23 protein-coding genes and 1 riboswitch are annotated in these 23,781 nt (G+C 70.1%); of the genes, 11 read left to right on the forward strand and 12 right to left on the reverse strand.

The window, feature by feature from the left end; translation table 11 throughout:
• The first annotated feature begins 102 nt into the window (after positions 1-102).
• The 3 genes from ABZV38_RS06340 (at position 103) to ABZV38_RS06350 (ending at position 4,333) form a co-directional block, all read left to right on the forward strand.
• Positions 103-603 (forward strand): GNAT family N-acetyltransferase, encoded by a 501-nt coding sequence (locus ABZV38_RS06340; RefSeq protein ID WP_356325099.1) that lies wholly within the window; start codon positions 103-105, stop codon positions 601-603.
• 40 nt (positions 604-643) lie between these two features.
• Positions 644-782: riboswitch (cobalamin riboswitch) on the forward strand.
• 141 nt (positions 783-923) lie between these two features.
• A complete protein-coding gene (locus ABZV38_RS06345) occupies positions 924-3,320 on the forward strand; it encodes a ribonucleoside-diphosphate reductase subunit alpha (protein ID WP_356325101.1) in 2,397 nt (798 codons plus the stop codon).
• A complete protein-coding gene (locus ABZV38_RS06350) occupies positions 3,320-4,333 on the forward strand; it encodes a ribonucleotide-diphosphate reductase subunit beta (protein ID WP_356325103.1) in 1,014 nt (337 codons plus the stop codon). Before ABZV38_RS06345 ends, ABZV38_RS06350 begins: the two co-directional genes overlap by 1 nt.
• On the opposite strand, the gene ABZV38_RS06355 is transcribed toward ABZV38_RS06350, so the two are convergent.
• Positions 4,285-4,539: a hypothetical protein gene (locus ABZV38_RS06355; protein ID WP_356325105.1), complete on the reverse strand. Its 255-nt coding sequence runs from the start codon at positions 4,537-4,539 to the stop codon at positions 4,285-4,287. The genes ABZV38_RS06350 and ABZV38_RS06355 overlap by 49 nt on opposite strands.
• Before the next feature lie 81 nt (positions 4,540-4,620).
• Here ABZV38_RS06355 and ABZV38_RS06360 point away from each other — a divergent pair, with 81 nt between their 5' ends.
• On the forward strand, positions 4,621-5,595 hold the full coding sequence (locus ABZV38_RS06360; protein WP_356325107.1) for a helix-turn-helix domain-containing protein: 975 nt from the start codon (positions 4,621-4,623) through the stop codon (positions 5,593-5,595).
• 104 nt (positions 5,596-5,699) lie between these two features.
• On the forward strand, positions 5,700-7,607 hold the full coding sequence (locus ABZV38_RS06365) for a family 20 glycosylhydrolase (protein WP_356325109.1): 1,908 nt from the start codon (positions 5,700-5,702) through the stop codon (positions 7,605-7,607).
• Between the two features lie 134 nt (positions 7,608-7,741).
• Here ABZV38_RS06365 and ABZV38_RS06370 read toward each other — a convergent pair whose 3' ends face one another.
• The 9 genes from ABZV38_RS06370 to ABZV38_RS06410 form a co-directional block, all read right to left on the reverse strand.
• The gene (locus ABZV38_RS06370; protein WP_356325112.1) at positions 7,742-8,479 is read right to left on the reverse strand and encodes a D-Ala-D-Ala carboxypeptidase family metallohydrolase; all 738 of its coding nucleotides are present in this window, start codon (positions 8,477-8,479) and stop codon (positions 7,742-7,744) included.
• A 179-nt stretch (positions 8,480-8,658) separates the two neighbouring features.
• A complete protein-coding gene (def, locus tag ABZV38_RS06375) occupies positions 8,659-9,297 on the reverse strand; it encodes a peptide deformylase (RefSeq protein WP_352266390.1) in 639 nt (212 codons plus the stop codon).
• 73 nt (positions 9,298-9,370) lie between these two features.
• Positions 9,371-10,363 carry a hypothetical protein gene (locus ABZV38_RS06380; protein ID WP_356325115.1) on the reverse strand — a complete coding sequence of 331 codons (993 nt, stop codon included), beginning with the start codon at positions 10,361-10,363 and terminating at the stop codon, positions 9,371-9,373.
• Positions 10,364-10,455: 92 nt separating this feature from the next.
• Positions 10,456-11,721: an HD domain-containing protein gene (locus ABZV38_RS06385; RefSeq protein ID WP_356325117.1), complete on the reverse strand. Its 1,266-nt coding sequence runs from the start codon at positions 11,719-11,721 to the stop codon at positions 10,456-10,458.
• Entirely contained in the window at positions 11,718-13,235 is a 1,518-nt protein-coding gene (locus tag ABZV38_RS06390) for an HD-GYP domain-containing protein (RefSeq protein WP_356325119.1), read from the reverse strand. The genes ABZV38_RS06385 and ABZV38_RS06390 overlap by 4 nt, the downstream gene beginning before the upstream one ends.
• Before the next feature lie 257 nt (positions 13,236-13,492).
• Positions 13,493-13,810, reverse strand: coding sequence for a mycothiol system anti-sigma-R factor (gene rsrA, locus ABZV38_RS06395; RefSeq protein ID WP_356325121.1), 318 nt, complete (start codon positions 13,808-13,810; stop codon positions 13,493-13,495).
• Positions 13,807-14,463: a sigma-70 family RNA polymerase sigma factor gene (locus ABZV38_RS06400; protein WP_030915605.1), complete on the reverse strand. Its 657-nt coding sequence runs from the start codon at positions 14,461-14,463 to the stop codon at positions 13,807-13,809. The genes rsrA and ABZV38_RS06400 overlap by 4 nt, the downstream gene beginning before the upstream one ends.
• A 346-nt stretch (positions 14,464-14,809) precedes the next feature.
• Entirely contained in the window at positions 14,810-15,463 is a 654-nt protein-coding gene (locus tag ABZV38_RS06405) for an alpha/beta family hydrolase (protein WP_356325123.1), read from the reverse strand.
• Positions 15,464-15,481: 18 nt separating this feature from the next.
• Positions 15,482-16,297, reverse strand: coding sequence for an SOS response-associated peptidase (locus ABZV38_RS06410; RefSeq protein ID WP_356325125.1), 816 nt, complete (start codon positions 16,295-16,297; stop codon positions 15,482-15,484).
• 52 nt (positions 16,298-16,349) lie between these two features.
• On the opposite strand from ABZV38_RS06410, the gene ABZV38_RS06415 reads away from it, so the two are divergent.
• The 4 genes from ABZV38_RS06415 to ABZV38_RS06430 all read left to right on the forward strand — a co-directional run bounded on the left by ABZV38_RS06415 (position 16,350) and on the right by ABZV38_RS06430 (position 19,932).
• Complete coding sequence (locus ABZV38_RS06415) at positions 16,350-17,063, forward strand: M50 family metallopeptidase (RefSeq protein WP_356325127.1); 714 nt, start codon at positions 16,350-16,352, stop codon at positions 17,061-17,063.
• A gap of 118 nt (positions 17,064-17,181) precedes the next feature.
• Positions 17,182-18,498, forward strand: a complete 1,317-nt coding sequence (gene aroA / locus ABZV38_RS06420; protein WP_356325129.1) for a 3-phosphoshikimate 1-carboxyvinyltransferase — start codon at positions 17,182-17,184, stop codon at positions 18,496-18,498.
• A gap of 3 nt (positions 18,499-18,501) precedes the next feature.
• On the forward strand, positions 18,502-19,518 hold the full coding sequence (rsgA, locus tag ABZV38_RS06425) for a ribosome small subunit-dependent GTPase A (protein WP_356325131.1): 1,017 nt from the start codon (positions 18,502-18,504) through the stop codon (positions 19,516-19,518).
• 90 nt (positions 19,519-19,608) lie between these two features.
• Positions 19,609-19,932, forward strand: coding sequence for a multidrug efflux SMR transporter (locus ABZV38_RS06430; protein WP_030915586.1), 324 nt, complete (start codon positions 19,609-19,611; stop codon positions 19,930-19,932).
• Positions 19,933-20,068: 136 nt separating this feature from the next.
• On the opposite strand, the gene ABZV38_RS06435 is transcribed toward ABZV38_RS06430, so the two are convergent.
• Entirely contained in the window at positions 20,069-20,677 is a 609-nt protein-coding gene (locus ABZV38_RS06435) for a TetR/AcrR family transcriptional regulator (protein WP_356325133.1), read from the reverse strand.
• Between the two features lie 120 nt (positions 20,678-20,797).
• Here ABZV38_RS06435 and hisN point away from each other — a divergent pair, with 120 nt between their 5' ends.
• The gene (gene hisN / locus ABZV38_RS06440) at positions 20,798-21,598 is read left to right on the forward strand and encodes a histidinol-phosphatase (RefSeq protein ID WP_356325135.1); all 801 of its coding nucleotides are present in this window, start codon (positions 20,798-20,800) and stop codon (positions 21,596-21,598) included.
• A gap of 183 nt (positions 21,599-21,781) precedes the next feature.
• Entirely contained in the window at positions 21,782-22,183 is a 402-nt protein-coding gene (locus ABZV38_RS06445; RefSeq protein ID WP_356325137.1) for a CBS domain-containing protein, read from the forward strand.
• Positions 22,184-22,264: 81 nt separating this feature from the next.
• Here ABZV38_RS06445 and ABZV38_RS06450 read toward each other — a convergent pair whose 3' ends face one another.
• Complete coding sequence (locus tag ABZV38_RS06450; RefSeq protein WP_356325139.1) at positions 22,265-23,734, reverse strand: catalase; 1,470 nt, start codon at positions 23,732-23,734, stop codon at positions 22,265-22,267.
• Between the last annotated feature and the right edge of the window lie 47 nt (positions 23,735-23,781).

Here is a 23,781-nt window from a genome sequence, read left to right on the forward strand (position 1 = left end):
CCACATCAGCAACACCGAGCCCGTCCGGCGATCGAGGACAGAGCGGCACCCCGGGCGCACCCGGGCACCCACCGCCCCACCTCCGTACGGCACACTTCCGCCATGGACCTATCGATCAGGCCCGTCGACCCCACCGAACACCACGCCCTCGGCGAGATCACCGCACACGCGTACCTCGACGACGGCCTGCTCGACTTCGGCGCCGACGACCCGTATCTCGAACAACTCCGCGACGTGCCACGCCGCGCCGTCGAGGCCGACGTGCTCGTCGCGGTCGGCACCGACGGCCGGGTGCTGGGCGGCGTGACCTACGCCCCGCCCGGCAACCCGTGGGCCGACATCGCCGGCCCCGACGAGGCCGAATTCCGGATGCTCGCCGTCGCGCGGGAGGCGCGCGGCCTCGGGGCGGGCGAGGCCCTCGTACAGGCCTGTATCGACCGGGCACGCAGCACGGAGGGCGTCACGCGGCTCCTCCTGTCGACGACGCCGACCATGCTCGTGGCCCACCGGATCTACCGCCGCCTGGGCTTCGTCCGGACTCCGGAGCGCGACTGGGAGCCCATTCCGGGCCTTCCGCTGCTCACGTACAGCCTGACCCTGTAAACCGCACACGACACAACATATGGGGGCCGCCTCATCGGGCGGCCCCCACATGTATGCTCGTGCTCGCTGTCGCCGCAGGGAAATCCGGTGCGAATCCGGAACTGTCCCGCAACGGTGTGTTCGGTGTACTTTTGCGCACCCTGTAAGTCCGAGGACCTGCCGACAGCGCGTCCGGCTCGACCGATCCGGACGCCCAGACGTCCGGGCCTCGCGGATGGGCCGGTGGACGCCGCACGGAGTGCTGCCCTCTCCTGGGCACGCCTCTGCCCGGCTGCCCCCGCTCCCCGCCCGGCCCCGAGCCGAGCGAGGGAGAGCACCACATGACCATCGCGCCAGCCGATCCGGCTTCAGTCGCCGAGTCCACGGGAACCACGAACGACGGCCCCGGGACCGCACTGCTGCGGACCCTGACCGACCTCACCGTCGATCTGCCCGACACCGACCCCGGTCGCGTCGCCGCCGCCGCGCTGCGCGGCCGCAACGCCCGGTCGGACGAAGCAGAGTTGCGTTCGCTGGCCACCGAGGCCGCCGCGGGTCTGATCTCCGAGGACCCCGCGTACTCCCGGCTCGCCGCCCGCCTCCTCACCCGCGCCGTCGCGGACGAGGCGGCCGGTCAGGGCGCGGTGTCCTTCTCCGCCTCGGTCGCCGTCGGTCACCGCGAGGGTCTGATCGCGGACCGTACGGCCTCGTTCGTGGCGCTCCACGCGGCCCGGCTCGACACGCTGGTCGAGCAGTCGCTCGCCGACGGCGCCGACGACCGGTTCGGCTACTTCGGGCTGCGGACGCTGCACAGCCGCTATCTGCTGCGCCACCCGCACACCCGTCAGGTCATCGAGACGCCGCAGCACTTCATGCTGCGCGTCGCGGCCGGTCTCGCCGAGGACGACTCGGCGCGCGCGCTGGACGAGGTCGCCTCGCTGTACCGCCTGATGAGCCGCCTCGACTACCTACCCTCCTCCCCCACGCTCTTCAACTCCGGCACCCGGCACCCGCAGATGTCATCCTGCTATCTGCTGGATTCGCCGCTGGACGAGCTCGACTCGATCTACGACCGCTACCACCAGGTGGCGCGGCTCTCCAAGCACGCAGGCGGTATCGGCCTCTCGTACTCCCGGATCCGCGCCCGTGGTTCGCTGATCCGCGGCACCAACGGGCACTCCAACGGCATCGTGCCGTTCCTGAAGACGCTCGACGCCTCGGTCGCCGCCGTAAACCAGGGCGGCCGCCGCAAGGGCGCCGCCGCCGTCTACCTGGAGACGTGGCACGCGGACATCGAGGAGTTCCTGGAGCTGCGCGACAACACGGGTGAGGACCAGCGGCGTACGCACAACCTCAACCTGGCGCACTGGATCCCGGACGAGTTCATGCGCCGGGTCGACGCGGACGGCGACTGGTCGCTGTTCTCGCCCGCCGACGTGCCCGAGCTGGTCGATCTATGGGGCGACGAGTTCGACGCCGCGTACCGGGCCGCCGAGGCCAAGGGCCTGGCCCGCAAGTCGATGCCGGCGCGCGAGCTGTACGGCCGGATGATGCGGACCCTCGCGCAGACCGGCCAGGGCTGGATGACGTTCAAGGACGCCTCCAACCGGACCGCGAACCAGACCGCCGAGCCGGGCCGGGTGGTCCACTCGTCGAACCTGTGCACCGAGATCCTCGAAGTCACCGACGACGGCGAGACGGCCGTCTGCAACCTCGGTTCGGTCAACCTCGGGGCGTTCGTGGCCGACGGGGAGATCGACTGGGAGCGGCTGGACTCCACCGTCCGTACCGCCGTGACGTTCCTCGACCGGGTCGTCGACATCAACTTCTACCCGACCGAGCAGGCCGGCCGGTCCAACGCCCGCTGGCGCCCGGTGGGTCTGGGCGCGATGGGGCTCCAGGACGTCTTCTTCCAGCTGCGGCTGCAGTTCGACTCCCCCGAGGCCCGCGCGCTTTCCACAAAGATCTCCGAGCGGATCATGCTCGCCGCGTACGAGGCGTCCTGCGACCTCGCCGAGCGGTCCGGTCCGCTGCCCGCCTGGTCCGAGACGCGCGCCGCCCGCGGTGTGCTGCACCCCGACCACTACGCCACCGAGCTGACCTGGCCGGAGCGCTGGGACGCGTTGCGTGCCCGGATCGCGAAGAACGGTATGCGCAACTCGCTGCTGCTGGCCATCGCGCCGACCGCCACGATCGCCTCGATCGCCGGGGTGTACGAGTGCATCGAGCCGCAGGTCTCCAACCTCTTCAAGCGCGAGACGCTCAGCGGTGAGTTCCTCCAGGTCAACGGATATCTGGTGGACGAGCTGAAGAAGCTCGGTGTGTGGGACGCGCGGACCCGTGAGGCGCTGCGCGAGGCGAGCGGCTCGGTGCAGGGGTTCGCCTGGATCCCGGAGGACGTACGGGCGTTGTACCGCACGGCGTGGGAGATCCCGCAGCGCGGACTGATCGACATGGCGGCGGCGCGTACGCCGTTCCTCGACCAGAGCCAGTCGCTGAACCTGTTCCTGGAGACGCCGACGATCGGCAAGCTCTCCTCGATGTACGCGTACGCCTGGAAGCAGGGGCTGAAGACGACGTACTACCTGCGCTCGCGCCCGGCGACCCGGATCGCCCGCGCGGCATCCGGCCAGGCCGCGGCCGCCGCCCCCATTCCCGTACAGCAGCCATCGGGCCCCGACGCGGACGCGATCGCCTGCTCCCTCGAAAACCCCGAGTCCTGCGAGGCCTGTCAGTAATGAGCTCCACCGAGAAGAACCTGCTCGACCCCGGCTTCGAGCTGACTCTGCGCCCCATGCGCTACCCGGACTTCTACGAGCGCTACCGCGACGCGATCAAGAACACCTGGACGGTCGAGGAGGTCGACCTCCACTCCGACGTGGCCGATCTCGCCAAGCTGTCGCCCGGCGAGCAGCACATGATCGGCCGGCTCGTCGCGTTCTTCGCGACCGGAGACTCGATCGTCTCGAACAACCTCGTGCTGACGCTGTACAAGCACATCAACTCCCCCGAGGCGCGGCTGTATCTGTCGCGGCAGCTCTTCGAGGAGGCCGTGCACGTCCAGTTCTATCTGACGCTGCTCGACACATACCTGCCCGACCCGGACGACCGCGCAGCCGCGTTCGACGCGGTCGAGGAGATCCCTTCCATCCGCGAGAAGGCGCAGTTCTGCTTCAAGTGGATGGACTCGGTGGAGAAGATCGAGCGGCTGGAGACGAAGGCCGACCGCCGTCGCTTCCTGCTGAACCTGATCTGCTTCGCGGCCTGCATCGAGGGGCTGTTCTTCTACGGCGCGTTCGCGTACGTCTACTGGTTCCGCTCGCGCGGTCTGCTGCACGGTCTCGCCACGGGGACCAACTGGGTCTTCCGGGACGAGACGATGCACATGAACTTCGCGTTCGAGGTCGTGGACACCGTCCGCAAGGAGGAGCCCGACCTCTTCGACGACGAGCTCCAGCAGCAGGTCACCGACATGCTGAAGGAGGCCGTCGACGCGGAGCTGCAGTTCGGCAGTGACCTGTGCGGCGACGGCCTGCCGGGCATGAACACCGAGTCGATGCGCGAGTACCTGCAGTGCGTCGCCGACCAGCGGCTCACCCGGCTCGGCTTCCCGGCGGTCTACGGCTCCGAGAACCCGTTCTCGTTCATGGAGTTGCAGGGTGTTCAGGAGCTGACGAACTTCTTCGAGCGCCGTCCGTCCGCCTACCAGGTGGCGGTGGAGGGCTCGGTCGCCTTCGACGACGACTTCTGATCCTGCAGGGCTCCGTACCACGGGCGCCGTTCGGCCTTCACCGGCCGGGCGGCGCCCGCCGTTTCCGGGAATTCGGCCCGTCGTTGCCGTTCCGCCTCGCGGAGCTGGCGGTCGATGCGGCGGTCGCGAGCGACGCCGACCAGAGTCGGCACCAGGAAAAGTGCGAAAACAGTGGCTATGGACAGGTAGTTCAGGAATGTGTTCATGTCTCTACTCTCGTCCTTGCGGACGGAATCCGGCAGTGGCAGGACTGCCACACAGCATCGAATTACTGCCACACTGGCTTCATGCTGAAGAATGTCGCCGCTCTCCTGCTGGACGAGGTCCACCCGTTCGAACTCGGCGTGCTGTGCGAGGTGTTCGGCCTCGACCGCAGCGACGAGGGTCTGCCGGTCCACGATTTCGCGGTGGTCTCCGCGGAAGGCCCGGTGCTGCAGACGCATGCCGGATTCACCATCAGCACACCTCACGGTCTCGACCGGCTGGAGGAGGCCGACCTCGTCGCCGTACCGGCCGGCAGCCACTTCATGAACCGGGAGTATCCCCAGGAGGTCCTGGACGCCCTGCGCCGGGCGGTGGAGCGCGGCGCCCGCGTGCTGAGCGTCTGCTCCGGTGCGTACGTCCTCGGCGCGGCCGGGCTGCTGGACGGCCGCCGCTGCACCACCCACTGGCGCCACGCCACCGAACTGGCCCGGCGCTTCCCGCGGGCCGTCGTCGAGCCCGATGTGCTGTACGTGGACGAGGGGTCGGTCATCACCTCGGCGGGCACCGCCGCCGGGATCGACGCCTGTCTGCATCTGGTCCGTCAGGCACACGGCCCCGATGTCGCCAACGCCATCGCCCGCCGCATGGTGGTGCCGCCGCACCGTGACGGCGGCCAGGCGCAGTACATTCAGCGCCCGCTGCCGCGCACCGCGTGCGACACGGTCGGCGGGACGCTCGCCTGGATGGAACGTCATCTCGACCGGGAGACGACCGTCGAACAGCTCGCCGCCCAGGCGCACATGTCCCCGCGTACCTTCGCGCGCCGGTTCCAGCAGGAGACCGGCACCACCCCGTATCGCTGGCTACTGCGGCAGCGGGTCCTGCTGGCACAGCACTTGCTGGAGACCTCCGATGAAACAATGGACGTGATCGCCGACCGGACCGGTTTCGGGAATGCGGCCGCACTGCGCCACCAGTTCGTCAAATCCCTTGGTACCACTCCGAATGCCTACCGGCGCACGTTCCGCGGCCCGGCGCCCCTCTCCGAGGTTGCCTGATCCACATCAGATCCGACCTCCGATCATTCATCCAACCATTTCCCGCATCAGTCCATGGACTACGGGCCCCGCTTGCCACAAGGGTCTGGTGCATGGACATGCGGATGGCAGGACGAAGGACCATCGGAGCGGTGGTGACGGCGCTCGCCGCCGCGCTGCTGCCCTGGCAGAGCGCGTCGGCCGAGGGCGGCTCGGCCGCTGCGACCCCACCCGAGGTGCTGCCCACGCTCCGTGAATGGCACGACGGCCAGGGCGAGTTCACACTCACCGACCGGGCCAGGATCGTGCTGGACGGGGTGCGGGACAGTCGTACGGCCGCCGACGCGGGCCGCTTCGCCGGTGAGCTGAACGGCAAGGCGTCGGTGTCACGGGGCCACGCGGCCCGTTCCGGGGACATCGTGCTGCGTCAGAACCCGTCCCAGAAGGGTGTGCTGGGCGCGGAGGGCTACCGGCTCACCGTCGGCGACCGCGTCACTGTCACCGCCGCGACCTCCACCGGTGTGTTCTACGGCACCCGGACCATCCTCCAGCTGCTGAACGACGACGGCCGCGCCGCACGGGGTTCGGCGACCGATGTACCCGCGTACCGCGAGCGCGGAGTCGGGGTCTGCGCCTGCTACATCAACATATCGACACAGTGGTTCGAGCGGCTGATGAAGGACATGGCGTCGCAGAAGCTCAACCAGCTGTGGATCGAGGCGAAGGTCAAGAGCGACACCGACCCGGCTTCGGCGTTCTGGGGCTACTACACCAAGCCGCAGGTCCGCACGCTGGCCGCGATGGCCAGGAAGTACCACATCGAGCTCGTACCGGAGATCAACTCCCCCGGCCACATGGACACTTACCTGGAGAACCACCCGGAGCTCCAGCTCAAGGACCGAAACGGCGTCGCCTCCCCGCCCCGGCTCGACATCTCCCGGCCCGAGGCGCCGGCGTACTACACCTCGATGGTCGACGAGGCACTGAAGGTCTGGGACAGCCGCTACTGGCACATGGGCGCCGACGAGTACATGCTCGGCTCCTCCTACCCGGACTACCCGCAGTTGCAGGCCGCGGCGACCGCGAAGTTCGGCGCCTCGGCCACTCCCGACGATCTCTTCACCGACTTCATCAACCAGGTCAACGCGCATGTGAAGGCGGACGGCAGGTCGCTGCGGATCTGGAACGACGGGCTCGTCGGCAAGAACGCCGTCGTCCCGCTGGACCGTGACATCACCGTCGAGCACTGGCTGGGCGGTGGTTCCATCCAGCAGCCGTCCTCGCTGCTGGCCGAGGGCCGGCCGGTGATGAACTCCGCCTACTCGCTCTACCTGGTACGCGGCGGCTTCACGATGCAGACGCAGAAGCTGTACGAGAGCGACTGGACGCCGTTGCGTTTCGAGGGCCAGACGCTCACCCAGGGGGCGGCGAACCTCACCGGCGCGAAGATCAGCCTGTGGCCGGACAGTGCGGCGGCCGAGACGGAGAACGAGGTGGAGGCGAAGACCTTCATGCCGCTGCGCTTCGTGGCGCAGGCGACCTGGGGCGGCCCGAAGCCGAGCCCGACGTATGCCGGTTTCGAGGCGCTCGCCAGGAAGATCGGTCACGCGCCGGGCTGGGAGAACACCGACCGCACGCCGCTCGCCGACGGTGCGTACCGGCTGACCGCGGGAGCGAAGGCGCTGGCCCCCGCGGCGGACGCGGGCGTGTCCCTGGTCGAGGACAGCGCGGCTTCCTGGGCGCTGACGGCGACCGCCGACGGGTATTACACGGTGCGGTCCACGGAGAACGGCCAGTGCCTGGACGCGGTACGCGGCAAGAAGTATCTGGGCGCGCCGCTGGAGGTGGGGGCGGAGCTGTCGCTCGGAACCTGCTCGGCGACGGCGCGTACGCAGCGCTGGCAGCTGGACACCGGGGCAGGTGCGCTGACGCTGCGCAACGCGATCTCGCAGCTGCATCTGACGGAGCGGGCGTCGGACGGCGCCGCGATCCAGACGACGGGCGCAACCCGGCTGACGGCGGGCGCCGCCTGACGGAACCTGGCTGAGGGCGCCACCCGCCCGGGACCGCCCGGCCGACGGTGCGATCCGCCCGACGCCGCACCGAAAGGGGCCCCGCCCGCCGGATCACCTGATCGCCGGCGCGCGGGGCCCTTCCATGTGCTCGGTCAGACACCGCAGTTGGGCGCCGACCAGAAGTGGCTGGGGCCCTGGTTCACATGGACATGGTCGCCGTGGTCCGGGTAGCCGGGGCCGAGGATCCCGTTGAAGCCGTGGTAGCGGGCTTCCTTGGCGAGGGTGCACAGGGCGTGCGGCCCGGCCCCGAGGTCGGCCGCGTCGCCATACAGATGGCGGCTGTTCGAGGCACCGCCGACCGCGCTGTTGCAGGCCGTGGAGCGGAAGCCGCTGGTGACCCGGATGGACTGGTCACCGAGGGCGTGCCGCAGCGCCTCCAGCTTCCACATCGTGCTCAGGGCGTTGGCCTTCGCGGTGCCGGCCGCGACGGCGCCACCGGCCCAGGTGCTGTTGCAGGTGTTGTGTTCGGCGTACGTGAAGTGGATCGGCGTGCAGTCGTTGTCCTGGAGCTCGTAGATCTTGGCCTGGGTGGCCGGGCCCGCGATCCCGTCGGCGGCCAGGCCGTAGGCGGCCTGGAAGCGCTTGACGGCAGCGGTGGTGACGGAGCCGTACGAGCCGTCGACGGCGAGTACGGAGTTGTAGCCGGGGTATCCGGCGACCCGGATCTGGAGCTGGACGACATCGTTGCCGGTGGCGCCCGGGGACAGGGTGCGGGTCCAGGTGTAGCAGCCGTCGGCCTGGGCGGTGCCGGCGGTGGCCACGGCCCCGCCCAACACTAAGGCCATGGTCATGACAAGTCCGAGCAGGAGTCTTCCCGTACGTCTGAGCATGAGGGCTCCCTACCGCGACGAAGGCGTGAGGGCAGAGCCTGTCGGACGAGTCAACGCGCGTCAACTACGCGCAGAGAAACGACAGTTGGCGACCTTCCGGAATCCCGGAAGGCAAGCGGGCCCGGTCTCCGTCGCCCTTCGCAGGAGGAGACCGGGCCCGCTCGACGGAATCCGGGACGTCAGTCGTTCGGCACGATCTCGTAGCGCGGCGTGTTCTCCGCCATCTGCCTCAGCGCGTCCTTGCGGTCCCGCTTCGAGAGCCGGTCGATGTACAGGTAGCCGTACAGGTGGTCCGTCTCGTGCTGGAGGCAGCGCGCGAAGTAACCGTCACCGCGGACCTTGATCGGGTTGCCCTTGGCGTCCTGTCCGCGCACCACCGCGTAGTCCGGGCGGGCCAGCGAGGCGTACGCCGTCGGGACGGAGAGGCAGCCCTCGTTGGAGTCGTCGAGGACGCGCTCCTCGGGCGGCAGCTCGTCCAGCACCGGGTTGCAGACGACGCCCACGTGCCGCACCCCGTCGTCGTCCGGGCAGTCGTAGACGAAGACCTTGCGGTCCACGCCGATCTGGTTGGCGGCCAGGCCCACGCCCTCCGCCGTCTTCTGGCTGGCGAACATGTCGTCGATCAGCTGGGCCAGCTCGTCGCCGAACTCGGTGACGTCCTTGCACTCCTTGTGAAGCACCGGGTTGCCCACGACCGTGATCGGCCGGGAGGTCCCACGCTCGCGGTACGCCGCCTCACGCGCCTCGCAGTCCTCGGTGTCCACGACGAATCCTTCGTCGTCGACGCTGATCTGCTCGTCCGTCTCCTGCTGCGCCATGTCCGCCGTACGCCTTCCTCAAAACCCGAATCGATGCCCGTACAGCCTAACGGCCGGGCCGCAGACGCACGGCTCAGCAGACTTCTTCGAGATCCCGCCACTCACGGCTGTCCGGGCTGTCCGCCACCCAGCCGTCCAGCAGTCCGCGGACCAGTCCCGCCGGCGCCGCTATCCCGCACTCGCGCTCGGGCACCCACAGCTCACCGGCGGTCCGGTGGCCCAGCGGGCCCGGATGGCCGGGCTCGCTGTGGTCGTGGGGGTCGAGGTGCTCGCCGTCGCCCTCGTCGCTCTCCATCCGGCTCTCCGAACAGGCCCGGCAGAGCAGCCGTACGGACGACGACCAGTCCTCGGCGGCGAACCCGGCATCGGACGCCAGCTGCTCGAGAGCGTCCCGGTCGGCCTCCGTGGCGGCTTCGAGAAGCACCACCCACGTGGGGACGGGGGACGGCGCCCACAGCTCGATCTCGTCGAACACGGGGTACGAAGGGCCGGCCGCGGTCACCCGCTCGCCGTGCGGCACCCCGTCGTGCAGGACGACCTCGCCCCAGCGCCGCCCGGAGGACGGCAGCGGGATCGACAGCACTTCCATCCGGGCCGGGTCCAGCCTGCGGCCCCAGACGACCTCGGCCTCGCCCTCGGGCGACAGCCGTACGGCCGCGCTGCCCAGTTCCATGCCGGCAGGCTCACTGTTGGCCGCCGCGGTGTGCTGGCCGCCGCCGGGCACCTTCAGGCCGTACGCCTGCCAGGCGCGACGGGCCAGCGGCCAGTCCTGCAGTGCGGTGGCGGCGATCCCGACGTTCCACCAGTCGGGGGCGCCGGACTCCTTGTCGAGCAGCGCCACGGCCCGTAGGCCGGCCGCCCTCGCCTGTTCCCAGTCGTGCCGGAACTTGTGCAGCAGCGCCAGGTTGAACCACGACTCGGAGAGCCAGGGCTCCAGATCCGCCGCCCGTGTCAGCAGTGCGCCCGCGTCCTCGTACCGGCCGTCGCCGATCAGCGTGAACGCGCGGTCCGTGGCCTGCCGCCACGAGGCGGAGGGCCGATGCCGTACCTTCCCGAAGATCTTCACGATTCCCGCCTGTCCCGACTCGGACACCCTCGTTTTCCGGTCTTCTTCGCATCCAACCATGCCCAGCCGGACGCCCGCTCATTACCCATGGGTTACCCAGGCGGGACAGGGGTCAGACCGCCTCGGGCCAGGACGCGCGCGAGCGATTCCACGACCTCCGGCTGATAGTCGTGGCCGGTCCCGAGCCTGAGTTGTTCCAGTGCGTCGAGCGGCCCGCTGAGACCTTCCCCGCAGAAGTCGTCGTATGCGTTGACAGCCCGGACGATCCGGGCGGGCAGCGGCTGCTCGCGGTACGGGTCGGCCTGGCGCTCCACCACGACGGCGATCTCGGTGTCCACCCCGGTCTGCCGGACGACGGCCCCGCCCAGCAGCGCGATCCGGCGCTGCTCGGCGGCGGGCAGCGGGGCGGTCGCCCCGTCGGGCACCGGATCGACGAGGGAGAGCTGCCCGATGTCGTGCATCAGGGCCGCGTACTCCAGCACGGTCAGCTCGGCCCCGGAGAGCCCCAGCTCCCGGCCGACGGCCGTGCAGAGCATCGCCACCCTGCGCGCGTGCCCGTGCGGCGTGTAGCCGGCGATCTCGGTGGACCGGGCGAGCGAGGTGATGGTCTGCCGGTAGGTGGTACGCACGGCGACGAACCGGCGGAACGACACCTGGGTCAGCAGCAGCGGTACGCAGAGCACGGGCAGCGCCCACAGGCCGGCGACAGCGACCCCCAGGGCCATCACCGCCCCGGTCGCGCAGACCGCCGAACCGATGCCCAGCAGCGCGCGCAGCTCGTCGCGGAGCAGTGACCCGTACGGGAAGGGGGTACCGGACCTCAGCAGCAGGGCGCCGAGCACCGCGTCGCACAGGGCGGTGAGCCCGAGCAGTACGAGCAGGAAGAGCGCGAAGTACGGGCCGTCGCCGAACCAGGCGGCGGACCGGCCGGAGTTGTGGAGCGGCTGGAAGCACACGGCGGCGAAGGAGACGATGACGATCCGCCGGACCACCTGATCGGCGGTGGGCCCGCTGCCGCGCGCCACATGGGGCACGGCGGCGACGAGCTGCGCTGCAACGAGAACAGCGATGACCTGGAAGGCTCCGTGGCTTGTGGGCTCCCCTGCACTGCGGCCGAGAAGCGCATACGCGAGCGCTCCGGCGGCGCCGAGCGGCGCGGGCTCCCGCTCACCGGGCAGGGCACCCCAGCGGGCCAGCTCACCGACGGTGATGAGCACACCGAAGGCGAGGGCGTGCCCGGGTTCGTGGAGACCGTGCCAGAGGGTGTGGGCGAGCCCGGCGACGGCGAGCACACCGGCGGCGCCACGCACGGCCAGGACAGCGGGAGGCGGCTGCGTCCGGCCCCGATCGCGACTCACCGGGCCCGGTCCGCGGACGACTGCGCCCCGGGAGCCGACCCGAGCCTGTCCGCAGACACCGTACGGCCGGCTGCCCCATCGATCCCGTCCGCAGACACCGCACGGCCGGCAGCCACATCAGAGCCGTCCGGCGACTGAGGACGAACCGGCCTCCGGACGGCCCCGGCCCCCGGTCCCCCGGTCCCGCCCCTCCTCGGCACCGGCACCGTCTCGTCGGCCGTCATCACTGTCGACGCCGTCGACCACCCGTGCCGGTCCAGGCCTCGCGCCAGCGCCCGCACCATCTGCGGATCGAACTGCGTGCCCGCACACCGCTGCAGCTCCTCCACCGCCGCCGGCACCGGCCTCCCCCTCCGGTACGACCGTGTCGACGTCATCGCGTCGAACGCGTCGGCCACCGCGACGACCCGCGCGAATTCGGGGATCTCCCGCCCGCTGAGCCCGTACGGGTAGCCGCTGCCGTCGAGCCGCTCGTGGTGGTGCAGGATCGCCGCGCGCGCCTCGCCCAGGAAGCCGATGCCCCGGACGATCTCGTGCCCGTACTCCGGATGCAGTTCGATGACGCGCCGCTCCTCCGGGGTGAGCGGTCCGTCCTTGCGCAGCACCCGGGTCGGGACGCACAGCTTGCCGACGTCGTGCAGGATCCCGGCGAAGCGGAGCACTTCGAGACGGTCCTCCGCCATGCCGAGTTCCCTGGCGATCAGCACGGACGCCCGCCCGACGCGTTCGCTGTGCCCGCGGGTGTACGTGTCCTTGATGTCGACTGCCTGCACCAGCGCCCTGATGGTGGCGCGGTGCGCGGCGTGCTCGCGATGGTACTGGGAGAAGATCCAGCAGGAGATGTACATCGGCAGCAGGACGAAGAGCGCGGACAGGGGTCCGTACGAGCTGCGCCACAGCATGGCCATCATCAGCCCGGCGAGACCGTGCACCAGGTGCGGTCCGAGCGAGCGCGGCAGGAGCCCGCTCCAGGCGTGTCGCAGCGGCAGCCGTTCGGCCGTGGCCAGGATCGAGCCGTCGAGGGCGGTCAGGACGAGGCTGAAGGCCAGTGCGGCGGCGCAGGCGGGCAGCAGGGCGTACGGAAAGTCGGGCAGCCGTTCGGGACCCGGTCCGCCGAGCGTGGCGCTGCCGCCGAGCAGACCGTGGACGCACGACGCCGCCCACACAGTGAGGGCGAGCTGGGCCGCCCGCCAGATGCGACGGGCCGTCACGGGCGCGTGCTCCACCCGGCCGACAAGCGAGCCGGGGATCGCGACCAGTGCGGCGGCGGCGGGCGGCAGCAGGAAAGCGGCGGCGAGCAGCAAGGGGAAGAACGATCCGGCACTGATCGGCACGGAGCTGCCGAAGAAGGGGCAGCGGCCGGGAAGCTCACACGCCAGATAGAGCGCCGTGAGCAGCCCGACGGTGGCCCACGCGATCCCCGCACCGGGCCGAAGCGCGGGCATCGCACAGAGCGTGGCGCAGACCACGGCGGCCAGAATGTGCGCGCGCGCCGCTAACGGTGTGGCTCTCACCCGCCCCACCCGCCCCCCAACGATGCTCAATGGAGGCGCCAGGTTAGCGAGTTGGGCGCGCGATCGAGAGCCGATGGGCTCGATTAGCACGTTCGGGTGAGCTCGGGTGATGTGTACGCCGTACCGGTGGTACGCGTGAGGGCGCGCCGCGACAGTCGCGGCGCGCCCTCACGCGTACGGAAGATGGAAGGAAGTCCGGGCCGTACCGCCGCTCAGCGGCTGCCGCCCGTCACTCCCCGGCCCTCACGTGTCGGCCGTCACTCGCTGGCGGCGGTCGGCAGCTGGGCCTCGGCCACCACGTCCTGATCCGGCACGGCCTGCCCCGAGCGGATCAGGTCGATCCGGCCCATCACCTTGGAGCGCAGATCGGACGGCACGTCGTCGTGACCGCAGCAGCGCTTCACCAGCTTCTTCACAGCCTGCTCCAGGCCGTATTTCTCCAGGCACGGGGAGCACTCCTCGAAGTGCACCTCGAACTTGGTGCAGTCGCTGTCGGGCATCTCATGGTCGAGAAACTCGTAGAGATGATCGAGGACCTCTGAGCAGTCTGTCTCGTGCGGCTCTCCGCAGCTCATGAGCCCGAGCCTTTCCGATCGTCCGACTCTCCGGCACCGGCCGGGACGAGCCCGCGGTCACGGGCGTAGTCCTCCAGCATGCCGCGCAGTTGGCGGCGGCCCCGGTGCAGTCGGGACATCACCGTACCGATGGGAGTCCCCATGATGTCCGCGATCTCCTTGTAGGCAAAGCCCTCTACATCCGCAAGATAAACCGCGATGCGGAACTCTTCAGGGATCGCCTGCAGTGCGGACTTCACATCCGAGTCCGGAAGGTGGTCGAGAGCCTGCGACTCGGCGGAGCGCAGACCTGTCGACATGTGCGACTCGGCGCGCGCCAGCTGCCAGTCCTCGATCTCCTCGGCGGCACTGCGCTGAGGTTCGCGCTGCTTCTTGCGGTACGAGTTGATGAAGGTGTTCGTGAGGATGCGGTACATCCATGCCTTGAGGTTCGTACCCTCGCGGAACTGGTGGAAGGAGCCGTACGCCTTCGCATACGTCTCCTGGACCAGGTCCTCGGCGTCTGCGGGGTTGCGCGTCATGCGCAGCGCGGCCGAGTACATCTGGTCGAGGAAACCGAGGGCGTCCCGCTCGAAGCGCGCGTTGCGCTCGGCGGTCGTCTCCTCCGCGCGGCCGTCGTCGGTCCCTGTGTCGGTACCGGTGACCGGACCCACCTCCTCCAACGCTGTGGCGGATCCGAAACCGGACCCGCTCGAATCGGAGAATAGTCGACCTTGCTTCGACGCGGGCTGTCGATCCGATCCGCTCAGTGCCCGCTCGGGAGTGGTCTTCGCCGCATGCAGCACCGTCCACTCCAGGTCAGCGGCGTTCGAGCGGCGCGGGCAGATGGTCGAACCCATGCGACGGACTCCCTCTCCACGTACGACGTTGATGTACCGATGTCCGCAACAACAGTGGCCCCCCACTCAACATTCCCGCAGGTCTGACCGGTCTCCACGAGGGTGATCCGATCCACCCGGAAGGAGGTGTGCCGGGCGTGCGGGGGTGGCGAGTCGGGCGTTACGGGAGCCGGTCCAGCCATGCGGTGACGGCGGCGGTGAGGATCTCCATCGCCTGATCCTGGGTCAGGTCGGCCTTCTTCGGTACGGCGAACCCATGGTCCCCGTACGGCACCTCGGTGATCTCGTACTCCCCCGGAGGGAACTCGGCGGGCCGTCCGAACGGGTCGTGGCCGCCCTGCACGACGAGCGTGGGCACGCCCGAGCCGAGCAGCTCGTCCTTGCGGGACTTCTCCGGCTTGCCCGGCGGGTGCAGCGGGAAGCTGAGCGCGAGGACCGCGTGGGCGCCGAGCTCGGTCGCCGTCCGGCAGGCCACCCGGGCGCCGGCGCTGCGTCCCGCGGCGACGACCGGGAGTCCTGGGGCGGTGAGCGCGGGCCACAGGCCGCGCCAGCCGGTGTCCAGGGTCTTCTGGGCGGGTGCGAGCTTCTTCCCGGCGACCCGCCACGGCTGCTCCACCAGGGCGACGCTCACCCCGTGGGAGGGCAGCGCGGCGGCCAGGGCCTGAAGGTCGCGGGCCTCGATGCCGCCGCCGGCGCCATGACCGGCGGCGAGCACCAGGCGCGGCTTCTTCGCGGGCACCCAGGTGATCCGGGCCGGCCCGGCGTCGGTGTCGACCGTCTCGGTCGTCGTACGAGCTGTCTCTGCGGTACTCACGCGTCTCATCCTGCCCGGTCAGAAGAGCGTGCCGACCTCCGGCGCGGCCAGCTCCTCCAGCAGTTCGGGCCCGTTGTTGCGGACATTGCTGACGGCGGTGGTCACCGGGTAGGCCCGCATCAGTCCGCCGGGCGGTGGCGCGAGCAGCGCCCGCAGTCCCTCGATGTCGGTGTGCGAGGGGTCCAGCCAGGCGTCCCAGCGGTCCGGGGTCAGCATCAGCGGCATCCGGGGGTGGATGTCTGCGAGCGCGGCCGGCCCCTCGGCCGGGGCGACGGCGAGCGGGGTGGTCTCCGCCTCGGTGGTGATCACGGAGCAGGTCACCCACCAGGCCTGCGGGTGGTCGTCCGGCAGGGTGCGGTCGCGCCAGAACTCGTACAGCCCGGCCATCGCGAAGACCGATCCGTCTGCGAGTGTCACGAAGTACGGCTGCTTGCGGGGACGCTTCTTCCTCCCCTGCTCCTCCAGCTGCCGCTCGTCGGTGCCGGTGACCCACTCGTAGTAGCCGTCGGCGGGCAGGATGCAGCGCCGTGAGACAAAGGGGCGGCGGAACGACGGCTTCTCGTGGACCGTCTCCGCCCGGGCATTGATCATCCGGGCGCCTCCCTCAGGCGACTTGGCCCAGGAGGGCACGAGTCCCCATTTCAGTGCGCGCAGCTGGCGAACCGGACGTTGATCATCCGCGTCTTTCACCGGGCGTTCCAGTACGGCGTAGACCTCCTTGGTCGGCGCCACGTTGTAGTCCGGCTCCAGCGCCTCCGCCGGTTCCCACTTCTCGACACCGAAGAGTCCGGTCAGATTCTCGGGCCGCCGACTCGCTGCATACCGTCCGCACATAAGTGCCAGACTGCCACGACCCACCGGCACGACCGCAAGGAGCCGCTCCACCATGGACAGCACCGATCTGGGCGATCTGTGGGATCGCGTATTCGGCACCCAGCCCGCCCCCGAGCAGTGGCTGGTGGTCGTGACGGCCACGGTCGCGCTCATTGCCGTCGTGCCGAATGTCCTGTGGCGGATATCCCGCAACACGATCACCATTGCGCACGAGGGCGGCCACGGGCTGATCGCGCTGGTCACCGGGCGCAGGCTGGAGGGCATCCGGCTGCACTCGGACACCAGCGGGCTGACCGTCAGCCGTGGCAGGCCCACCGGTACCGGCATGATCCTCACCGCGGCGGCGGGCTACACCGCGCCCCCGCTGCTGGGGCTCGGCGGCGCCTGGCTGCTCAGCAGCGGCCGGATCACGCTGTTGCTGTGGGTGGCGACGGCGCTGCTCGCCGTGATGCTGGTGATGATCCGCAATGTGTACGGGGCGCTCACGGTGATCTTCACCGGCTCGGCCTTCCTGCTGGTGTCCTGGCTCGCCCCGCCCGACGTGCAGTCGCTTTTCGCATACACCGTGGTGTGGTTCCTGCTGCTCGGCGGTGTGCGTCCGGCGTTCGAACTCCAGTCGAAGCGGCGCCACGGCGGCGCACCCGACTCGGACGCGGACCAGCTGTCCCGCCTCACGGACGTCCCGGCCGCGCTCTGGCTCTTCCTCTTCCACGCGGTGTCGCTCTGCTCGCTGATCGGCGGCGGCCGCTGGCTGCTCGGCCTGTGAGAGACGGCGCCAACCCGGCCCCGGCTTCGTTGCGGTCCGTACCACGCTTGTATTACGCCCCGGTTTCCCCCTGTTTGATCAAGATCCGGGTTTGCGGTGAGCCACTAAAGTGAGGGCCATGACCGAAAGTTCCGTGCACCCCGCCCTCTGGCCCGCCCCCCATGCGAGCGGAGCCGTCGACGCCACCGTCACGGTGCCCGGATCGAAATCGGTCACCAACCGGGCGCTGGTCCTCGCCTCCCTCTCCGCCGAGCCGGGCTGGCTGCGCCGCCCGCTGCGCTCCCGCGACACCCTGCTGATGGCGCAGGCGCTGCGCGCGATGGGCGTCGGCATCGAGGAGGGCGTCGGCCCGGACGGTTCCGGGGAGGCGTGGCGGGTCATCCCGGCCGGGCTGCACGGCCCCACCACGATCGACGTCGGCAACGCCGGAACGGTCATGCGCTTCCTGCCGCCGGTCGCCACCCTCGCCGACGGGCCGATCCACTTCGACGGCGACGCGCGTTCCTACGAGCGGCCGCTGAACGGCGTGATCGACGCGCTGCGGGTGCTCGGTGCCAGAATCGACGACGACGGGCGCGGCTCGCTGCCGATGACCGTGCACGGCGGCGGTGCGCTGGACGGCGGCCCGGTGGCGATCGACGCGTCCTCGTCCTCCCAGTTCGTCTCGGCGCTGCTGCTGTCGGCGCCGCGTTTCAACCAGGGCGTGGAGGTGCGTCACACCGGCTCCCGGCTCCCGTCGATGCCGCACATCCGGATGACGGTCGACATGCTGCGGGCCGTCGGCGCCCAGGTCGACGAGCCGGAGACGGGCGGCGAGCCGAACGTCTGGCGGGTCTCCCCGTCGGCGCTGCTCGGCCGTGATCTGACGGTCGAACCGGACCTCTCCAACGCCCAGCCCTTCCTGGCCGCGGCGCTGGTCACCGGCGGCCGGGTCACGATCCCCGACTGGCCGTTGCGCACCACCCAGCCCGGTGACGCGCTGCGCGAGATCTTCACCGCGATGGGCGGCAGCTGCGAGCTGGCCGAGCGCGGTCTCACGTTCACCGGTTCGGGCCGTATCCACGGCATCGACGTCGACCTCGGCGAGGTCGGCGAGCTCACCCCGGGCATCGCGGCGATCGCGGCCCTCGCCGACTCCCCGTCCACGCTCAGCGGTGTCGCCCATCTGCGGCTGCACGAGACGGACCGGCTGGCCGCGCTCACCAAGGAGATCAACGAGCTCGGCGGCCGGGTCACCGAGACCGCCGACGGGCTGCACATCGAGCCGCGCCCGCTCCACGGCGGTACCTTCCATACGTATGACGACCACCGGATGGCCACCGCGGGGTCGGTCATCGGCCTTGCCGTCCCCGGAGTGGAGATCGAGAACGTGGCGACAACCGCCAAGACCCTGCCGGATTTCCCGCAGATGTGGACCCGAATGCTCGGGGTCTGAGTCATGCGTCGCTACGGCAAGAACCCCGACGAGGACGACATCCGGTCCCGCCCCAACCCGAAGGGCAACCGGCCGCGTACGCATACCCGTCCGAAGCACGAGGACGCCGAGGAGGGCATGGTCCTCACCGTCGACCGCGGCCGCCTCACCTGCCTCGTCGAGGGCCGTACGGTCATGGCGATGAAGGCGCGCGAGCTGGGCCGCAAGGCCGCGGTGGTGGGTGACACCGTCTCCATCGTCGGCGATCTGTCCGGGGACAAGGACACCCTGGCCCGCATCGTCCGCATCGGTGAGCGCCGCTCGGTGCTGCGGCGGACGGCGGACGACGACGATCCGTACGAGCGGGTGGTCGTCGCGAACGCCGACCAGCTGGCGATCGTCACCGCGCTCGCCGATCCGGAACCCCGTCCGCGAATGATCGACCGCTGCCTGGTGGCGGCGTACGACGGCGGACTCAGCCCGCTCCTGGTCCTCACCAAATCCGATCTGGCGTCTCCGGACAAGCTCCTGGAGGCGTACATCCCGCTGGGTGTCCCGTACATCGTGACCAGCCGTGACGAGCTGGAGAACGGCGACGCGGCGGACCTGGTGCGCGAGCAGCTGAACGACCGGGTCACCGCGTTCGTGGGGCACTCCGGCGTCGGGAAGACCACGCTGGTCAACGCCCTGGTGCCGAAGGACCGGCGGCGGACCACGGGTGTCGTCAACGCGGTCACCGGCCGCGGCCGGCACACCACCACGTCGGCCCTGGCGCTGCCCCTGCCGGACGGGCGCGGCTGGGTGGTCGACACCCCCGGCGTGCGCTCCTTCGGGCTGAACCACATCGACCCTTCGCGGGTCATCCACGCGTTCCCCGACCTGGGGCCCGGCACCGAGGACTGCCCTCGGGGCTGCACCCACGACGCCGCCCAACCGGAATGCGCTCTGGGCGCCTGGGTGGCGGCCGGGCATGCCGATCCGGCCCGGCTGGACTCGCTGCACCGGCTGCTGTCCACCCGGGAGCGACGCGAAGGCGACTGACCCAGGCACGTTTGCGATCTGCTGCTACCGGTAAGTGCATAATCGCACGCAGCGGGACGGAGCAGTCACCGACGTGGGAGGGCACCGACGATGGCGTGGCTGCTGGTCGTGGTCGCAGGGCTTCTGGAGACCGGCTTCGCCGTCTGTCTGAAACTGTCGCACGGCTTCACCCGGCTCTGGCCGACCATCGCCTTCTGCATCTTCGCGCTCGGCAGTTTCGGTCTGCTGACCCTGTCCCTGAAGAAGCTCGATGTGGGGCCCGCCTACGCCGTGTGGACGGGCATCGGCGCGGCGGGCACCGCGATCTACGGCATGGTCTTCCTCGACGATGTGGTGTCCACGCTCAAGCTGGTCTCGATCTCGCTGGTGATCCTGGGTGTGATCGGGCTGCAGCTGTCGGGCTCGTCCCACTGACCCGCGGAGGGTTGTCCGGGGGAAGTGACAGGCGACGCTGTGCCCGGCCGCCTCCCCGAGCGGTACGTCGCGCTCGCAGCGCTCCCGCTCGTCCTCGCCCAGTTCCGCGCAGTCGCTCCGTGCCGGTGGTCCGCCGTCACCCGGCGGGCCACCGCTCCACCACCTCGCGCACCAGCGGCGCCGCGTCCGCGGGAACGGCGGACGCGGCGACCGCGTACGACAGGGCGAGGCGCAGCGCGATCTCGCAGGTCACGGCGAGCGCCGCCGGGTCGTGCGGCGGGCGTCCCTCGCCCAGGGCGGCCACCGCCCGGTCGCGTACCAGGCCGAGGAGCTCGGCGGGGGTCGGCGGCCCGGTATCGGCCCGCCGCTGCGCCGGTACGGGCGAGGAGGGCGGCCCCGAAAGGCGGGCGGGGCGGGGTAACCGCTCTCCCCAGCAACCCGTGAGCAACGCCCTGACCAGGATGTTCGTACGAGCGGCCCGGACCGTCCAGGCGGCGGTGGCGGCCAGTCTGTCCCCCGTACCGCCAGGCGATTCCAATGCCCGTTCGACACCGGCGAGGTAGCCGTCGGCAGCGCGTCGGACGAGAGCCCGGGCCAGGCCGTCCTTGCTGCCGAACTCGTTGTAAAGGGTCTGCCGGGAGACTCCTGCGGCGGACGCGACGTCAACCATCCGCACCGTCGCCCAGGGCACGGTGCCGAGCGCCGAGAGGGCGGCGTCCAGCAATGCTTCTCGCGCTGCAGGCATCGTCGCCTCCCACGCCAGGGGCCTGCAGTTCAGAGTTGACGCGCTCCCCCGCACTGTCAAGAGTTCATGCAGCCTCAGGGTCCTGTGGCTCTGTTCACCTGCGGTCGATACTGTGACGACATGCCCGACTACCACGATGATCTGCGCCTTGCCCATGTGCTGGCGGACGCCGCCGACGCGACGACCATGGACCGGTTCAAGGCTCTCGACCTCAAGGTCGAGACCAAGCCGGACATGACGCCGGTGAGCGAGGCCGACAAGGCCGCCGAGGAGCTGATCCGCGGTCACCTCCATCGGGCGCGCCCGCGCGACGCGATCCTCGGCGAGGAGTACGGGATCGAGGGCACCGGTCCGCGACGCTGGGTCGTCGACCCGATCGACGGCACCAAGAACTACGTGCGCGGTGTGCCGGTCTGGGCGACGCTGATCTCGCTGATGGAGGCGGGCGAGCACGGCTTCCAGCCGGTGGTCGGCGTGGTGTCGGCGCCCGCGCTGGGCCGCCGCTGGTGGGCGGCGAAGGGTGCGGGGGCGTTCTCCGGCCGCAGCCTCACCTCCGCGACCCGGCTGCACGTGTCGAAGGTCGAGCGGATCTCGGACGCCTCGTTCGCGTACGCGTCGATGACCGGCTGGGAGGAGCAGGGCCGGCTCGACGGGTTCATGGATCTGACCCGGGCCTGCTGGCGCACGCGTGGGTACGGGGACTTCTGGCCGTACATGATGGTCGCCGAGGGGTCTGTGGACATCTGCGCGGAGCCGGAGCTCTCGCTCTGGGACATGGCGGCGAACGCAATCATCGTCCAGGAGGCGGGTGGCCGGTTCACCAGCCTGGACGGGGTGTCCGGTCCGGGCGGCGGGAACGCGGCAGCCTCGAACGGGCTGCTCCACCACGAACTGCTGGGATATCTGAACCAGCGCTACTGATCCGGCGCCGCTACAAGGCGTACAGACTCCCGAGGGGCGTGCGGTCTACTTCCGCGCGCCCCTCGAATGTTCTCCGCGTACCCCTTGTTGGAGTCCCTCAAGGATGCAAGGCTGAGAGTCTCCGCACTTGTGAACTTGTGAATCGGCTCACGTGGTCGCTTCACGAAGGAGGTGGCTCCCTTCATGCTCGTCCGTGACGCCATGAGCACGATGGTCCTCACCATCGGCCCTACCCATACGCTCCGCCAGGCGGCCCAGCTGATGTCGGCCCGCCGTATCGGCGCAGCCGTCGTCCTCGACCGGGACACCAGCGGACTCGGCATCCTCACCGAGCGCGACATCCTCAACGCGGTCGGCTCCGGCCAGAACCCCGATACCGAGACCGCGTCCACCCACACCACCACCGATGTCGTCTTCGCCGCGCCCAGCTGGACCCTGGAGGAGGCCGCGGAGGCCATGACGCACGGCGGCTTCCGGCATCTGATCGTGCTGGACGACCACGGACCCGTCGGTATCGTCTCGGTTCGCGACATCATCCGGTGCTGGGCGCCCACCAGGCGCCACCCGGTGGAACTGGTCGGCTGACCGCCCCACGCACGAACGGCCGGAGAGCCGGCCCCCTCGATGCGGAGGGGACCGGCCCACCGGCGTCGGCAGACGTCCGTACTAGCCGCGAAGGGCCTGGACCGCGGCGTCCAGCCGCTTGCCGAAGTCGCCGTCCGCCTGGCGGAAGTTGTTGATCGCGCGCTCGGCGATGTCGTCGCGCGAGACTTTGGCGATGAATCCGGCGAGGTTGTCGATCAGCCGGACCTTCTCGTCCTCGGAGAAGAGCCGGTAGAGGTTCCCGGCCTGCACGAAGTCGTTGTCCTCGGCGTGGCTCGGGGCCTCGTGCGTACCGATCTCACCGGTGACGGTGGTGGGCTCCCACAGCGGACGGCCGGTCTGGACCGGACCGCCGAAGCTGTTGGGCTCGTAGTTCTTCGCACCCATGTGGCGACCGTCGTACAGGTAGCCGTCCCGGCTGTTCGTCCGTGCCTCGGTGGCGTGCGGACGGTTCACCGGCAGGTGGTCGGCGTTGATGCCGACGCGGTAGCGGTGGGCGTCGCCGTAGGCGAAGAGGCGGCCCTGGAGCATCTTGTCCGGGGACGGACCGATGCCCGGCACGAAATGCGCGGGACTGAAGATCGACTGCTCGGTCTCCGCGAAGATGTTCTCCGGGTTGCGGTTGAGCTCCAGCTTCCCGATCTCGATCGGCGGGTAGTCCTCGTGCGGCCACACCTTGGTGAGGTCGAACGGGTTGAAGCGGTACGTGGCCGCCTCGGACGCGGGCATGATCTGGACCTGCACCGTCCAGGACGGGAAGTCCCCGCGCTCGATCGCCTCGCGCAGATCGCGCTGGTGACTGTCGGGGTCCTCGCCGGCGAGCTTGTCGGCCTCGGCCTGGGTGAGGTTCTTGATGCCCTGGTCGGTCTTGAAGTGGTACTTGACCCAGAAGACCTCGCCGGCCTCGTTGTTCCACTGGTACGTGTGCGAGCCGTACCCATTCATGTGACGCAGCGTGGCCGGGATGCCGCGGTCACCGAAGAGCCAGGTCACCTGGTGGGTGGACTCGGGCGAGAGACCCCAGAAGTCCCAGACGTTGTCCGCCTCCTGCGAGCCGGTGTACGGGTCGCGCTTCTGGGTGTGGATGAAGTCCGGGAACTTGATGGCGTCCTTGATGAAGAACACCGGTGTGTTGTTGCCGACGAGGTCGTAGTTGCCCTCCTCGGTGTAGAACTTCAGCGCGAACCCACGGGGGTCGCGCACCGCGTCGGCGGAGCCGAGGTTGCCCGCGACGGTGGAGAAGCGCAGGAACGTCTCGGTCTGCTTGCCGACCTCGGAGAGGAACTTCGCACGCGTCCACTGCGAGACATCGCGGGTCAGCGTGAAGGTGCCGTATGCGCCGGCGCCGCGGGCGTGCACGATGCGCTCCGGGATGCGCTCACGGTTGAAGTGCGCGAGCTTCTCCAGCAGTGACTGGTCCTGCACCAGGACCGGACCGCCGACGCCTGCGGTCTGGCTGTTCTGGTTGTCGGCGACCGGCGCGCCGGCCTCCGTGGTGAGCGGTCCCTGCGTCACGTGCGCCTCCTGCGTCATTCCTGCACATCCATCAACGTCCTGATGTCCGCACAGCCTGTCCCTTG

Source organism: Streptomyces sp. NPDC005181, from assembly GCF_040608395.1.
Taxonomy (GTDB): domain Bacteria; phylum Actinomycetota; class Actinomycetes; order Streptomycetales; family Streptomycetaceae; genus Streptomyces.

Bases quoted from the DNA above. Each gene is read 5' to 3' on its own strand.
- ABZV38_RS06340 (WP_356325099.1), top strand. From the start codon at position 103: ATGGACCTATCGATCAGGCCCGTCGACCCCACCGAACACCACGCCCTC.
- ABZV38_RS06345 (WP_356325101.1), top strand. From the start codon at position 924: ATGACCATCGCGCCAGCCGATCCGGCTTCAGTCGCCGAGTCCACGGGA.
- ABZV38_RS06350 (WP_356325103.1), top strand. From the start codon at position 3,320: ATGAGCTCCACCGAGAAGAACCTGCTCGACCCCGGCTTCGAGCTGACT.
- ABZV38_RS06355 (WP_356325105.1), bottom strand. From the start codon at position 4,539: ATGAACACATTCCTGAACTACCTGTCCATAGCCACTGTTTTCGCACTT.
- ABZV38_RS06360 (WP_356325107.1), top strand. From the start codon at position 4,621: ATGCTGAAGAATGTCGCCGCTCTCCTGCTGGACGAGGTCCACCCGTTC.
- ABZV38_RS06365 (WP_356325109.1), top strand. From the start codon at position 5,700: ATGGCAGGACGAAGGACCATCGGAGCGGTGGTGACGGCGCTCGCCGCC.
- ABZV38_RS06370 (WP_356325112.1), bottom strand. From the start codon at position 8,479: ATGCTCAGACGTACGGGAAGACTCCTGCTCGGACTTGTCATGACCATG.
- def (WP_352266390.1), bottom strand. From the start codon at position 9,297: ATGGCGCAGCAGGAGACGGACGAGCAGATCAGCGTCGACGACGAAGGA.
- rsrA (WP_356325121.1), bottom strand. From the start codon at position 13,810: ATGAGCTGCGGAGAGCCGCACGAGACAGACTGCTCAGAGGTCCTCGAT.
- ABZV38_RS06410 (WP_356325125.1), bottom strand. From the start codon at position 16,297: ATGTGCGGACGGTATGCAGCGAGTCGGCGGCCCGAGAATCTGACCGGA.
- ABZV38_RS06415 (WP_356325127.1), top strand. From the start codon at position 16,350: ATGGACAGCACCGATCTGGGCGATCTGTGGGATCGCGTATTCGGCACC.
- aroA (WP_356325129.1), top strand. From the start codon at position 17,182: ATGACCGAAAGTTCCGTGCACCCCGCCCTCTGGCCCGCCCCCCATGCG.
- rsgA (WP_356325131.1), top strand. From the start codon at position 18,502: ATGCGTCGCTACGGCAAGAACCCCGACGAGGACGACATCCGGTCCCGC.
- ABZV38_RS06430 (WP_030915586.1), top strand. From the start codon at position 19,609: ATGGCGTGGCTGCTGGTCGTGGTCGCAGGGCTTCTGGAGACCGGCTTC.
- ABZV38_RS06435 (WP_356325133.1), bottom strand. From the start codon at position 20,677: ATGCCTGCAGCGCGAGAAGCATTGCTGGACGCCGCCCTCTCGGCGCTC.
- hisN (WP_356325135.1), top strand. From the start codon at position 20,798: ATGCCCGACTACCACGATGATCTGCGCCTTGCCCATGTGCTGGCGGAC.
- ABZV38_RS06445 (WP_356325137.1), top strand. From the start codon at position 21,782: ATGCTCGTCCGTGACGCCATGAGCACGATGGTCCTCACCATCGGCCCT.
- ABZV38_RS06450 (WP_356325139.1), bottom strand. From the start codon at position 23,734: ATGACGCAGGAGGCGCACGTGACGCAGGGACCGCTCACCACGGAGGCC.